The organism is Pseudochrobactrum saccharolyticum, assembly GCF_008801715.1.
GTDB lineage: Bacteria > Pseudomonadota > Alphaproteobacteria > Rhizobiales > Rhizobiaceae > Pseudochrobactrum > Pseudochrobactrum saccharolyticum.
Genome location: NZ_VZPG01000001.1, coordinates 1,152,851 through 1,166,281, shown reverse-complemented (window position 1 = coordinate 1,166,281; position 13,431 = coordinate 1,152,851). Strand labels below are relative to the sequence as shown.

Genomic DNA, 13,431 nt, shown 5'->3' with positions numbered 1-13,431 from the left:
AGCCGGAATTTCCGGCTCTTTTTATGTTCTTAATATTGTTTCTCGCGGTCAACGAGATTGATCAGCGTGCCGTCGCGCTCATAGTCGCGGATCATGCGAATAATCTCCGGCACCAGAGCATTGGCCGAGGAACTGGCCGCCGCATGGGGGGTGATCGTGATTTTCGGATTGCCCCAGAGCGGGCTGTTTTCAGGCAGCGGCTCGGTTTCAAACACATCAAGCGAGGCAGCAGAAAGCAGGCCGCGTTCAAGCGCTGCCTGAATATCGGCTTCATTCTGCAAACCGCCGCGCCCTGCATTAATCAGGATAGGTGCACCGAGCGGACCGTCCTCTTTCATGCGCCCGAAGACGGACATGGACAGAATACCTTTGGTGTCCGGTGTCAGCGGCAGCAGGCAGACAAGAATATCAACCTGTTTTAGGAATTCGGACAATCCGTCTTTACCGTGATAGGTGGCAACACCTGCAACATCCTGCGGGCGGCGACTCCAGCCGCTGACATTGAAACCAAGATGTTTCAGCTTGTCGGCAGCATCACGTCCTAAAACGCCTAAGCCCATGATCCCGACATTGACCTCATTGGCCGCAGGCTGGCGGCGGTCTTCACGCCAGATTTTCTTGAGTTGCTGCGCGCGATATTGAGGGCCGAGACGATGATGATCCAGCACCTGCCAGACTACATATTCGGTCATGCGCATGGTCAGATCAGGCGAAACGGTACGCACGATCGGCAGATCCGGCACCTGATCATCATGGAACACATGATCCACACCGGCACCGAGCGAGAAGATGACTTTCAGATTGGGCAGATTAGCAAGCGAGCCGCGTTTCTGTTTCCACACCAGCGCATAATCAATGGATGCTTCTTCACCGGCTTTGACCTCAGTAACGATTTCACGCTCCGGCGCAGCTTTGGCAAAGGCTTTGATCCAGATTTCCGGATCCCAGCCGGTCGCTGCAAAATAGATTTTACCCGTGTTTTTTACTGCTGCACTCATTGATTTACCACTCCCTTTTCAGCCGTCTCCAAACGGAAGGCTGCTGCCATCAATGCGCGGGTGTAATCGGTTTTCGGCGCTCCGAAGATTTCCTCCGCCGGACCATATTCCACTGCTTTGCCATTGCGCATCACAAGCACATGATTGGCAAGGGCTTTGACCACGCGCAAGTCGTGACTGATGAAAAGATAGCTTAATTCATGTTTTTTCTGCAAATTGCGCAGCAATTCGACAACCTGTGCCTGCACACTCATATCCAAAGCTGAAGTCGGCTCATCCAGCATCACAAAACGCGGATTGAGCACCATGGCACGGGCAATGGCGATGCGCTGGCGCTGACCGCCGGAAAACTCATGCGGATAGCGGAAGCGGCTTTCCGGATCGAGATTAACCTCATGCAAAGCGGCAACGACTTTATCATCGCGCTCGTCAGCCGAGAGTTTCGGTTCATGCACCTGCAATCCCTCGGCGATAATCTCCGCAACCGACATGCGCGGGCTGAGAGAGCCGAACGGATCCTGAAACACAATCTGCATTTCACGGCGCAGCGGACGCATATCCTTGAAGGAAAACCGGTCGATATTTTTGTCGCCAAAGCGGATTTTGCCTTTGGATGAAATCATGCGCGACAGCGCCAAACCAAGGGTGGTTTTGCCGGAGCCGGATTCACCAACCACACCCAGTGTTTGTCCCGCACGTAGTTCCACATTGATACCGTCAACGGCCTTCACATAATCGACTGTCTTGCGCAGAAAGCCTTTTTTGATCGGAAACCAGACTTTGATATCTTCTCCGCTCATGACCAGCGGTGCATTTTCTTCCGCAGGCAATGGTGCGCCCTTCGGCTCGGCACTCAGCAAATGCTTGGTATAATCATGCTGCGGATTGGTGAAAATATCTTCTGTCTTGCCGCTTTCCACGATTTTACCGTGATGCATGACGCAAACGCGGTCGGCAATTTTGCGCACCACACCCAGATCATGGGTGATGAACAGCATCGACATATCCTGTGATTGCTTTAACTCGGCCAGCAATTGCAGAATCTGTGCCTGCACTGTCACATCAAGCGCAGTGGTCGGCTCATCGGCAATCAGCAGTTTCGGCTTATTGGCGAGCGCCATAGCGATCATCACGCGCTGGCGCTGCCCGCCGGAAAGCTGGTGCGGATAGGATTGCAGGCGCTTTTCCGGTTCGCGGATGCCGACTTCATTGAGCAGTTCTAGTGTCCGTGCGCGCGCCTGTTTTTCGCCCATGCCCTGATGCAGACGCAAGATCTCACTAATCTGACGTTCAACCACATGCAGCGGATTGAGTGAGGTCATAGGCTCCTGAAAGATCATGGCAATGTCATTGCCGCGAACACCGCGCAGTTTGTTTTCCGGCATGGTCAGCATGTCTTGCCCCTCAAAGAGGATCTGACCGGACGGATGGCTGGCGGAAGGATAGGGCAGCAGTTTCAGCACCGACAAAGCGGAGATAGATTTGCCCGAGCCGGATTCCCCCACCAGAGCGACAGTTTCGCCTTTGTGAATGTCGAAGGAAATATGATCGACAGCAACCCTGTCCTGACCATCCTGATGAAAGGCAATCGACAGATCGCGAACGCTGAGCAGCACTTCGGCTTTTTCATGGGAACTCATTTAAAAGCCTTTCGCGGATCAAAGGCATCACGCACTGCTTCACCGACAAAGATCAGCAGCGACAGCATCAGCGAGATAACCACAAAACCGGTTATGCCAAGCCATGGTGCCTGAAGATTATTCTTACCCTGTGCCAGCATTTCACCAAGCGACGCTGAACCCGGCGGCAGACCAAAGCCGAGGAAGTCGAGCGAGGTCAGCGTGGTGATCGAGCCGTTGAGAATAAACGGCAGGAAGGTCAGGGTTGCGACCATCGCATTGGGCAGCAAGTGCCGCCACATGATGGTGCGGTTATTGACGCCCAGCGAGCGTGCTGCATTCACATATTCAAAGTTACGGGCGCGCAGGAATTCGGCACGGACAACACCGACAAAGGCAACCCATGAGAACAGCAGCATAATAAACAGCAGTACCCAGAAGCCCGGCGGTAGAATGGCAGCGATAATCAGCAGCAGATAGAGCACCGGTATCGACGACCAGATTTCGATGAAACGCTGGAAAATAAGATCAACCCAGCCGCCGAAATAACCCTGTACCGCACCGGCTGTTACACCGATCACACCGGAAAAGGCGGTGAGGATGAGGCCGAACAGCACGGAAATACGGAAACCGTAGAGCGCACGGGCAAACACATCGCGTGCCTGATCGTCAGTGCCGAGCCAGTTCATATTGCCGATGGTGCAATTGAGATCATTCACGCCTTCCGCATAGCGGGCGCAGCGCTGTTCTTTCGACATCAGCCAGAACGGTTTGGACGGTGCGGCTTCCGGAATCTCGTTGTTCACGGTGCGGTAGGAATAGCGAACCGGCGGCCAGATTGCCCAGCCGTTTTGATTGATTTCATCCTGAATGACCGGATCACGGTAATCGGTAACGGCGTAGAAACCGCCGAATTTCTCTTCCGGATAATCAACCAGCACCGGCATCAGAATTTCGCCTTTGTAGGAAACCAGTATCGGTTTGTCATTGGCGATAAATTCGGCAAAGAGCGAGGTCACAAACAGAAACAGGAAAATCCACAGTGACCACCAGCCGCGCCGGTTGGCCTTGAAATTGCGCCAGCGTCGCTGGTTGAGCGGTGACAGAAACGGGCGTTTCACACGTGCAGGAGGGGTAGCCGTGACAGCACTCATCACACATCCCTCCGGTCAAAATCAATACGCGGATCAATCCATGTATAAGTGAGATCGGAGAGCAGGCCGACCAGCAGGCCGATCAGCGAGAAGATAAACAGATTGGCAAAGACCACAGGATAATCACGGTTGAGAACGGACTGATAGCCAAGCAGGCCGAGACCGTCGAGCGAGAAGATGGTTTCAATCAGCAGCGAGCCGGTGAAGAAGGCGGTGATGAACGCACCGGGAAAACCGGCAATCACAATCAGCATCGCATTGCGGAACACATGACCGTAAAGCACCTGCCGTTCTGTCAGGCCTTTGGCGCGTGCTGTGGTGACATATTGTTTGCGGATTTCTTCCAGAAACGAGTTTTTGGTGAGCAGGGTGGTTGTCGCAAAGGCCGACAGCACCAGCGCCAGCACCGGCAGCGCCATATGCCAGATATAGTCTGTGATTTTGCCCCACAGGCTCATCTGGTCGAAATCCGGCGAAGTCAGGCCGCGCAGCGGGAACCAGTCGAAGAATGAACCGCCCGCAAACAGCACGATCAGCATGATGGCGAAAAGAAAACTCGGAATTGCATAGCCGACAATAATCACCGCGCTGGTCCAGACGTCAAAACGTGAACCGTCGCGCACAGCTTTGAGAATACCGAGCGGAATAGAGATCATATAGGAAATCAGGGTGAGCCACAGGCCGAGTGAAATCGAAACCGGCAGCTTTTCCTTGATCAGATCAATCACTTCAATATCGCGGAAATAGGAGTGTCCGAAGTCAAAACGTGCATAGTTCCACAGCATCAGACCGAAGCGTTCCAGCGGCGGCTTATCAAAGCCGAACTGCTTTTCCAGACTGGCGATAAATTCAGGATCAAGCCCCTGCGCACCGCGATATTTCGAGGAGCTGCCGCTGTCCATTGATATTGCGCCGGCATCAGCGCCTCCGCCTGAAAGCCTGTCCATGGCATCGCCGCCTTGTCCCTGCAATTGCGCAATCACACGCTCTACGGGGCCGCCGGGGGCAAACTGGATGACGGCAAAAGAAATGGCCATGATGCCGAAAATGGTTGGAATCATGAGCAGCAGGCGTCGGAGAATATAAGCGCCCATCAGATGAATAATCCTGTTTGTTTCTTATTGTGTTTTGTGAATTTAGCGCAAAGAACTGAATTATGTTTTACCAAGCTGTCCGGCTTTCGCTTTATCATACCACCAGTAAAATTCCGGATAGCCGCCATAGGGAGGCGATTCTGTCATACCAAATTTGTCCCAATAGGCGATCAGTTTTCCGCCTGCTGACCAGCAGGGGATCCAGTCTCTGCGGTAACGTAACAACCGGTCGAGAATAAGGACAGTGGCGGTCAGGTCTTTGCGATTATCCGCCTGTGCCACATCATCCAGCAATGCATCAATCAAAGGGCTGCTGGTGCCGGTATGATTTTGTGAACCCGGCATGTTGACGCTCTCTGAGCCATACATGACAGCGAGTGTGGCTCTGTCCAAAGTCGGCGATGTGCTGAAGGCAAGCCCCATCATGTCATAATCAAAATCCAGCAGACGCTTCTGATAAGTCGCCGCTTCTGCCATGCGCACTGTCGCATTGATCCCGATGGCCTGAAGGTTCTTAATCATCGGATTATAGACGCGGTTAAATCCGTCGGAATCGTTGAGAATTTCCAGCGTGAAAATCTGACCGTCAGCACCAACCAGCCACTGGCCTTTACGCTGATAGCCCGCCTCTTTCAGCAAGTCTGCCGCGCGGCGCAAGTGTTCACGATTGCGGCCGCTGCCGTCTGTTGCCGGCATTGTCACCGGATCATCGAGCAGAGCAGCGCGGGTTTCCTCATCAATCAGTGCAGCATGGCGGGTAATAACTGCCTGTTCAGCGGCGGAGGCTTTGCCCTTGGCTTCAAAGTCAGAATTGCTGAAATTGGATTGCTGGCGCTGATACAGATTGCTGAACAGGTTTCTGTTGCTCCATTCGAAGTCAAAGCACAGTCCTATCGCCTCGCGCACCCGCTTGTCACGAAAACGCTCGCGGCGCTGGTTGAGCGCCCAGCTTTGCATGGACGGAAATTTCCATGCAGGAAAGCGTTTCTTGATGACTTTGCCGGTTTCTACCGCGCTGAAATTATAATCATTGGTCCATGATTTGGAGACGCTTTCCGCGCGCCAGTCCAGAATGCCTTTTTTGAAAGCCTCAAAAGCCGGTTGTCTGTCGCGGAAAAACTCGATGCGGATACGGTCAAAATTATTGCGCCCGATATTCACATTGAGATCTTTAGCCCAATAATCTTCATTGCGCTGATATTCGATAAATTGTCCGGCAGAGAATGCACCGACTTTATAGCCACCGGAGCCGAGCGGAATAGTCAGGCTGTTTCCGTCAAAACTATGCTCTGTGTAATAGGCTTTGGAGAGCACGGGCAGCAATACCATGCTGGTGATGAGGCGGCGGTTTTGGGCTGCTGTTTCACCTTTGAGAGTCAGCTTCAGGCGATAGTCATCCTCGGCAACCGCGCTTTCCATTTTGGCGAGTAACAGGCGGAGCGCCGGATGACCTTTTTCTTTCAGCAGATCATAGCTGAAAGCGGCATCATGCGCGGTAAGTGGTGTGTTATCGTGAAAACGCGCCTGTTCGCGCAGTTTGAACAGATAGCTTTTACCGTCATCGCTGGCAGTCACGCTTTCTGCGATCAGACCGTAAACCGCATCCGGTTCATCCAGTGCACGGGTCATCAATGTATCGAAACAGATTTCCATCCGTGGCGGCGCATCACCCAAAGCGGAAAATGTATTGAGCGTGTTGAAAGTGTTCGGAGCCTGATTCAGCGTCCATTCATTGACAGAGAAATTAAAGCTTCCGCCTTTGGGTGCCTGCGGATTGATATAATCAAAATGGCTGAAACCGGCAGGGTATTTCAGATCATCAAACACGGCCAGCCCGTGACTGGCCGTGTTTTTGTTCTCCTGCGCTCTGAGCTGAAAGGGGAGAGCGGAACTCAGTGCCACTGCCCCGCTTAACACAAGAATCTGCCGCCGGTTCGTAAGGCTTTTATGATGCTCTGCCATGATTTTTCTCCCGCTTTGCAGCTGTGATCCGGTCTTGTATCGGGCATAAAATTATACACCAAAATACAAGACCCAGTCAGAGTGAGCCATTTTATGGTTTAGGCTTTACCCACCAGGAGAACGGATCAATCCCGGCATAATCAGGCTGCTTGTCCGGAAGGCCGAACTTGTTCCAATAGGCAACATTGATCGTATCGGAATACCATTGCGGCACGGTGTAATAATTCCACAGCAGCACGCGGTCGAGCGCGCGGGTGGCAGCCACCAGCTCGTCGTGATCTTTGGCATAGACAACGCGGTCGATCAGCTTGTCGATGGCCGGATTTTTGATACCGGCATAGTTTTTGCTGCCCTTCAGATCGGCAGACTGGGTGCTCCACATCTCCCGCTGTTCATTGCCGGGTGACTGGCTCTGCGCCACAACCGTGGTGATAATATCGTAATCGAAGTCATTCACCCGTGCCTGATATTGCGCATCATCAACAACGCGCAGTGACGCATTGATGCCGACGCGGCGCAGATTGTTGATATACGGATTTACAACGCGCTCTTCGTTCGGATTATTGGTCAGGAATTCGAGAGTAAACACCTCGCCTTTGTCATTGGTGAGCTTGCCGTCCTTCACCGCCCAGCCGGCCTGTGCAAACAGATCAATGGCATGGCGCAGATTGGTGCGCATGGCCTGTGGCGTGTCGAAGACCGGCAGCTTATACGGCTTGGTGAAAACAGCTTCCGGAACTTCCCCGCGCACGGTCTCCAGAATTTTCAGCTCTTCAGGGGAAGGCAGGCCGGAAGAGGCCAGATCAATACCGGCAAAATAGCTTTCAATCCGCTTATACTGGTTGAAAAACAACAGACGGTTCATGCTTTCAAAATCAAACACCCAGTTCAGTGCTTCACGAACCCGTACATCCTGAAATTTGGCTTTTCTGGTATTCAGGAATGCGCCCTGCATACGTCCTGCTGCATGAAACGGGAAACTGGCTTTGATAACATCGCCGCGCTCCACAGCCGGAAAATTATATTGTTCTTTCCAGCGCTGAGCTATGTTTTCCAGACGGAAATCATAGATGCCGCCTTTTTTGAAGGCTTCCCATGTCGCGTCATTGTTCAGAAAATATTCGTATTTGACCTGATCGAAATTATTGCGTCCGACCTGGGTCGGCTGGTCTTTACCCCAGTAATCCTCTGCGCGTTGCCAGATGATGGATTTACCCGGATTAACGGAAGCGATTTTATAGGCGCCGGAGCCGAGCGGAATTTCGAGAGTGGAGCGGCTGATATCACGCTGCTTGCCGTTTTTATCTTTGCCTTGCCACCAATGTTTCGGCAGCACGACGAGATCACCCATAATGTTCGGCAATTCGCGGTTACCGCTCTTGTCAAAGGTGAAGGTGACTTCATTATCGCCGGTTTTCTCGGCTTTCACGACGTCCGCATAATAGCGGTTATAGAGCGGGGATTGTTTTTTCAGCGTCTCGAAAGACCAGATCACATCTTCCACAGTAATCGGGGTCTTGTCATGCCAGGCGGCTTTCGGGTTGAGACGAAATTTCACCCAGGAGAAATCATCGGGAAATTGCATGGCTTCGGCAATCATCCCGTAGGATGTCGAGCTCTGATCCATCGACTGATCCATCAGCGTGTCATAGAGCCTGCCGCCGCCGAAATTGGCGAGACCGGCAGCCGCAACACCCTGTACCACATAGGGGTTCAGCGTATCAAATGAACCGACAGCAACCTGATTGAGCGTACCGCCTTTAGGCGCATCAGGATTGACGTAGTCGTAATGTTTAAAGCCTGCGGCATATTTAGGCTCACCTGTCAGGCTGTTGGCATGGCGCCATGGCAAATCCTGAGCGGAAGCGAGGCTGCTATACAGCCCCAAACCTGCAAGAAGCATAATCCGCAATGCTGTTTTCATTCCGCCACCCGATAGTTTGCTCACAAGAATAAGCTTCCACTTTAATGATCCCTGTATGAATTAAAAGGGAAAGCGGGCAGAAGCAGAGCAAAAATCGGAAGTGGCGGATTAAATCTTTGTAATAATCAGGCTTTTTTGACGAATTCGGTTTTCAGAACCAGACCTTTGACCTGTTTGGTGTTGCACTCAACTTCACCGTCACGGCCGTTGAGGCGGACATTTTTCACCAAGGTGCCACGCTTGATAGTTTCAGATGTGCCTTTGACTTTGAGGTCTTTGATGAGGGTGACAGAGTCACCGTCCTGCAGCTGGGTGCCGTTGCTGTCGCGTACAATTGGTTCATCAGACATGAGACATTTTCCTTCAAAATAAAAGCCGGGCATTAAGCCCGGCTTGATAATATTCAAATGATCTTAAGATCAGTTGGCGGGCTGCGTTGCCGGTGCTTCCGGTGCGGCAGGTGCCGGAGTTTCTGTTGCCGGTGCAGCCGGAGCTTCAGCAGGCTTTTCTTCTGCCGGTTTTGGTGCTTCAGCAGGTGCGGCAGCTTCCGGTGCAGGCAGCGGCGCAGGATTGTCAGACAGCGAGCGCAGATAAGCAATCAGATCAGCGCGTTCATTGTCTTTTTTGTCGCCGGCAAAGCCCATAGCTGTGCCTTTGATATAGCCTTTAGGCGAGGTCAGGAACTTATTGAGATGCTCATAATCCCAGACTTCTTTGCCACCCTGTGAAAATTCTTTCATGGCTGCGGAATAGCTGAAACCTTCAACGGTCGCCATCGGACGGTTCACAACATCCCAGAGATGCGGACCGACTTTGTTCGCGCCGCCTTTTTCACTCGTGTGACAGGCTGCACAGCGTTTGAACACTGTTGCACCGCGTGCAGGATCAGCTGATGCCAGCAAGGTTGCAATCGGAACAGCAACAGCTGCTTCCTTGCCACCGGCTGCCGGTGCGCCGCCTTCTGCAGCTGCAATTTCATAACCGGCTTTTTCAGGATGCGAGGTCGAGAAAATCGCATCGGATGAAATACCAATAGTCATTACAACAAAAACTGTGGCCAGAAAGGCCATGATAAACTTGTTGGACTGAGACGATTCCATGTGGCCGCTAGCGCTCCTCTTCCCCAACGCCTTTAGCTTGGCGGTAATTATTGATACGTCTTAGGGGAGGGTTGCCCTCCATTGCTGACTTTCGCCGGAAACTAGGTCTTTTACTTGGCGCTGGCAACACCTATAAGAACTGCAGTACCCGTGACTTTTTGACACTTTCGGATGAATAGCCATGTCTAAGCCGTTTAAATCGCTGATCCTGATCCCCGCCCGCATGGCCTCAACCCGTCTTCCGGGCAAGCCGCTGGCCGACATTGCCGGCAAGCCGATGATCGTGCATGTGGCCGAGCGTGCAGTTGCATCCGGTCTGGGACGCGTGGTTGTGGCAACGGATAGTGCAGAGATTAAAACGGCTGTCGAGGCGCACGGACTTGAAGCGGTGATGACACGCAGCGATCATGAATCCGGTTCGGACAGAATTTATGAGGCTTTGCAAACTATTGATCCAAATAAAGAATTTGATGCCGTAATCAATGTTCAGGGCGACTTGCCAGTGATTGATCCGGCGCTGATTAAAACCGCTTTGCAGCCGCTGATTGACGGGCCTGCGGATATCGCCACCCTTGGTGTTGAGATCACAGATCCCCAAGAGAAGACCAATCCGAATGTGGTGAAGATCGTCGGCTCGCCGCTGGCCGGTGCCAATAAATTGCGCGCGCTTTATTTTACCCGCGCCACTGCGCCTTATGGCGATGGCCCGCTTTACCATCATATCGGTCTCTACGCCTATCGCCGTGCGGCACTGGAAAAATTTGTCGCGCTCGGGCCCTCGGTTCTGGAATTGCGTGAAAAACTGGAACAGTTGCGGGCTCTGGAAGCGGGTATGCGAATCGATGTGGAAGTGGTTCAATCCTTCCCGCTCGGTGTGGATACACCGGAAGATCTGGAAAAGGCGCGTCAGTTTCTGTCCCGCTGAAATTCAGGGAAAACAGAAAAGCATTTTATAAATAGTCAAAGGCACCAAAATGGCAGCGAAGACCAATAAAATATCGTTTCAGGGTGAACCGGGAGCAAATTCCGATACGGCCTGCCGCAATATGTTTCCGACGATGGAGCCGCTGCCATGTGCGACTTTTGAAGATGCATTTAATGCCGTTGAAAATGGCGAAGCCGATCTGGCGATGATTCCGATTGAGAATACGCTGGCCGGACGTGTTGCGGATATTCATCATCTTTTGCCGGAATCACGCTTGCATATTATCGGTGAATATTTCCTGCCGATCCATTTTCAGCTGATGGTGCTGCCGGGCACCAAAATGGAAGATATCAAAAGCGTTCACAGCCATATTCATGCGCTGGGACAATGTCGTAAAATCATTCGCGGCAATGGCTGGAAACCGGTGATTGCCGGTGATACCGCAGGCGCTGCCCGTCAGGTGGCGGATCTGGGCGATAAGAGCAAGGCGGCCTTAGCACCATTGCTGGCCGCAGAACTCTACGGGCTGGAAATCCTGCAGCATAATGTCGAAGACGCGGAAAACAATATTACGCGCTTTGTTGTGCTGTCCAAACAAGAGCAATGGGCACCGCGCAAGTCACCGGACGAGCTGATGGTGACGACTTTTGTATTCCGCGTGCGCAACGTTCCAGCAGCGCTTTATAAGGCGATGGGCGGTTTTGCGACCAATGGCATCAACATGACCAAGCTGGAGAGCTACCAGATCGGCGGCACTTTCATGGCCACGCAGTTCTATGCGGATATTGAAGGCCATCCGGATGATCGTTCCGTGCAGCTGGCACTGGAAGAATTGGCCTTCTTCACCAAGGAAGTGCGTATTGTCGGTGTTTATCCGGGCAGTGAAAACCGCAAGCAACTGCTTGCAGCTGAGTAAGGCCAAGCAACTGCTTGCTGCGGAATAAAGTCGCCTTATTCAGTTTGAAAAAAGCGCCGGAGTGATCCGGCGCTTTTTTATTTGTCTGAACACTCTACCCAATGACGGATCAGGGCGCTGGCGATGGCACCGGCAGGTGGTGTGCGTAAGCCTTGAGCATGGACATTATCCAGCATTGCTCTTGCCTCATCGCGGGTAAACCAGCGTCCGTCTTCCAGCTCCTCATAGTCGAGCGTGATCTGATCGGACAAGCCTTGCGCAAAACAGCCGATCATCAGGGAATAGGGAAACGGCCATGGCTGGCTGGCATGATAAGTGACCTGTCCGACGGGCAGGCCTGATTCTTCGCGCACTTCACGCCGGACAGCATTTTCAATCGTCTCACCCGGTTCCACAAAACCGGCAAGGCAGGAATAGGTCAGCGGAGCAAAATGCGGGCTTCGCGCAAGCAGACACATGTCGCCATTGTCGGTTTTGCGGGTGACCAGCATAATCACCACCGGATCGGTACGTGGAAAATGCTCGGCATTGCAGGACGTGCACACCCGTTTGAAACCGCCGATCCGCATTTCTGTCCGGTTGCCGCAACGCCCGCAAAAGCGATGTGTCCGGTGCCAGGCAAGTAGCGCTGCGCCTTGCGCAACCATACCGCTCAGTGCAGGTGGCAAAAGATGATGCGTATAGAGTGCGCGATATTCCGAAGCTTCATAAGGCGCAGGAAGTGCCTCCGCGTCCAGTCCGGTATCCAGCGCAAGATAGGCGATACCCTCTGCTTCACCCAGCAAAATCAGATTGTCACCGGCAGATAAATCCGAGCCATTTTGCAGGGCGCGTCGCTCCGCATGGCTGAACAAGGCACGGTGTTCCGGTGCGTCCTGCTTCAAAATAATCTTATTGCCGGCAAAAAGCAGAAATTTCGCATCCGGATCAGCCAATGCTTTGGCTAAACTTGTTTCATCCCGTTTCTCGGCCTGCGGGTCAAGTGTCCTGCCGGCAAAGCCAAGACCATGGTTATTATCTGTCATGTAATAAACTCAGGCAGCCAAAATCAGGCAGAAAGACGGTCGCGCAAATCACTGATGAGCTTGCTTGCTTCTTCGTCCGTATAAGGTTCGCGCGTGCCATGGCCCCAGACCGGACCCGGCCATGCTGCATCACCGCTGTTGCGTGCAACAATGTGAATATGCAGCTGGCGCACAATATTGCCGAGCGCACCACTGTTGATTTTCTCGCAGCCGGTCGCTGTTTTCATGGCTTCGGCAACCATAGAAGTCTCAAAGCTGAGCATGGTCTGATCGAGCGGGGTCAGCTCGTGAATTTCAGACATATCCGCGCGTTGCGGCACAAGGATCAGCCATGGCCAACGCTTGTCATTCATCAGTAAAAGCTGGCACAGGCCAAGCGGACCGATAGGAAAGCTGTCATTTTGCAGGCGTTGATCGAGGGCGAAATCTGGCATGATGCGGTGCCTTTGTGAGGAATATTGTTCTTGTCCGGCAGTTTTGCGGTTAGTCTGGAACTATTCAAACATAAAATGCATGAAAATAATCTATATTTTTTTATCTCAGCTTATTTGAGCCTTGCATTTTGTGTTCAAATTTCCGATATGAAGCGCGGGAGGTTGGTGGTGGACGTACCACTCGCCAACCGGGTCAGGTCCGGAAGGAAGCAGCCCTAACGAGCTCGGCACGGGTCATCGTGCCAGCCTCCCACCTTTTTCTCCCCTGAAAATCAGATTG

The 13,431-nt window shown here is 52.6% G+C and carries 12 protein-coding genes and 1 other RNA gene; 3 read left to right on the top strand and 10 right to left on the bottom strand.

Annotated features, from left to right (window positions below):
- Positions 1 to 29 precede the first annotated feature (29 nt).
- The 8 genes from F7P81_RS05150 to F7P81_RS05115 form a co-directional block, all read right to left on the bottom strand.
- Positions 30 to 998: a 2-hydroxyacid dehydrogenase gene (locus F7P81_RS05150; protein WP_151158766.1), complete on the bottom strand. Its 969-nt coding sequence runs from the start codon at positions 996 to 998 to the stop codon at positions 30 to 32.
- Positions 995 to 2,638, bottom strand: a complete 1,644-nt coding sequence (locus F7P81_RS05145) for an ABC transporter ATP-binding protein (protein ID WP_151158765.1) — start codon at positions 2,636 to 2,638, stop codon at positions 995 to 997. Before F7P81_RS05145 ends, F7P81_RS05150 begins: the two co-directional genes overlap by 4 nt.
- A complete protein-coding gene (locus F7P81_RS05140) occupies positions 2,635 to 3,771 on the bottom strand; it encodes an ABC transporter permease (RefSeq protein ID WP_151158764.1) in 1,137 nt (378 codons plus the stop codon). The genes F7P81_RS05145 and F7P81_RS05140 overlap by 4 nt, the downstream gene beginning before the upstream one ends.
- Entirely contained in the window at positions 3,771 to 4,865 is a 1,095-nt protein-coding gene (locus tag F7P81_RS05135; protein ID WP_022711624.1) for a microcin C ABC transporter permease YejB, read from the bottom strand. Before F7P81_RS05135 ends, F7P81_RS05140 begins: the two co-directional genes overlap by 1 nt.
- 60 nt (positions 4,866 to 4,925) lie before the next feature.
- Complete coding sequence (locus tag F7P81_RS05130; RefSeq protein WP_151158763.1) at positions 4,926 to 6,827, bottom strand: extracellular solute-binding protein; 1,902 nt, start codon at positions 6,825 to 6,827, stop codon at positions 4,926 to 4,928.
- A 91-nt stretch (positions 6,828 to 6,918) separates the two neighbouring features.
- On the bottom strand, positions 6,919 to 8,730 hold the full coding sequence (locus F7P81_RS05125; RefSeq protein ID WP_374828055.1) for an extracellular solute-binding protein: 1,812 nt from the start codon (positions 8,728 to 8,730) through the stop codon (positions 6,919 to 6,921).
- Between the two features lie 146 nt (positions 8,731 to 8,876).
- Positions 8,877 to 9,101, bottom strand: coding sequence for an alkylphosphonate utilization protein (locus tag F7P81_RS05120; protein WP_028233806.1), 225 nt, complete (start codon positions 9,099 to 9,101; stop codon positions 8,877 to 8,879).
- A gap of 69 nt (positions 9,102 to 9,170) precedes the next feature.
- Complete coding sequence (locus tag F7P81_RS05115; protein WP_116088717.1) at positions 9,171 to 9,851, bottom strand: c-type cytochrome; 681 nt, start codon at positions 9,849 to 9,851, stop codon at positions 9,171 to 9,173.
- 181 nt (positions 9,852 to 10,032) lie between these two features.
- Between F7P81_RS05115 and F7P81_RS05110 the strand changes: the two genes are divergently transcribed.
- Both F7P81_RS05110 and F7P81_RS05105 read left to right on the top strand, forming a co-directional pair.
- A complete protein-coding gene (locus tag F7P81_RS05110) occupies positions 10,033 to 10,776 on the top strand; it encodes a 3-deoxy-manno-octulosonate cytidylyltransferase (RefSeq protein WP_022711619.1) in 744 nt (247 codons plus the stop codon).
- Positions 10,777 to 10,825: 49 nt separating this feature from the next.
- On the top strand, positions 10,826 to 11,692 hold the full coding sequence (locus F7P81_RS05105; protein ID WP_075654011.1) for a prephenate dehydratase: 867 nt from the start codon (positions 10,826 to 10,828) through the stop codon (positions 11,690 to 11,692).
- 77 nt (positions 11,693 to 11,769) lie between these two features.
- Here F7P81_RS05105 and nudC read toward each other — a convergent pair whose 3' ends face one another.
- Together nudC and F7P81_RS05095 are read right to left on the bottom strand one after the other, a co-directional pair.
- Complete coding sequence (gene nudC, locus F7P81_RS05100) at positions 11,770 to 12,717, bottom strand: NAD(+) diphosphatase (protein WP_151158761.1); 948 nt, start codon at positions 12,715 to 12,717, stop codon at positions 11,770 to 11,772.
- 23 nt (positions 12,718 to 12,740) lie between these two features.
- Positions 12,741 to 13,151, bottom strand: coding sequence for an HIT domain-containing protein (locus tag F7P81_RS05095; RefSeq protein ID WP_028233805.1), 411 nt, complete (start codon positions 13,149 to 13,151; stop codon positions 12,741 to 12,743).
- A 157-nt stretch (positions 13,152 to 13,308) separates the two neighbouring features.
- On the opposite strand from F7P81_RS05095, the gene ffs reads away from it, so the two are divergent.
- An RNA gene (gene ffs, locus F7P81_RS05090) (signal recognition particle sRNA small type) lies at positions 13,309 to 13,405 on the top strand.
- Positions 13,406 to 13,431 lie beyond the last annotated feature (26 nt).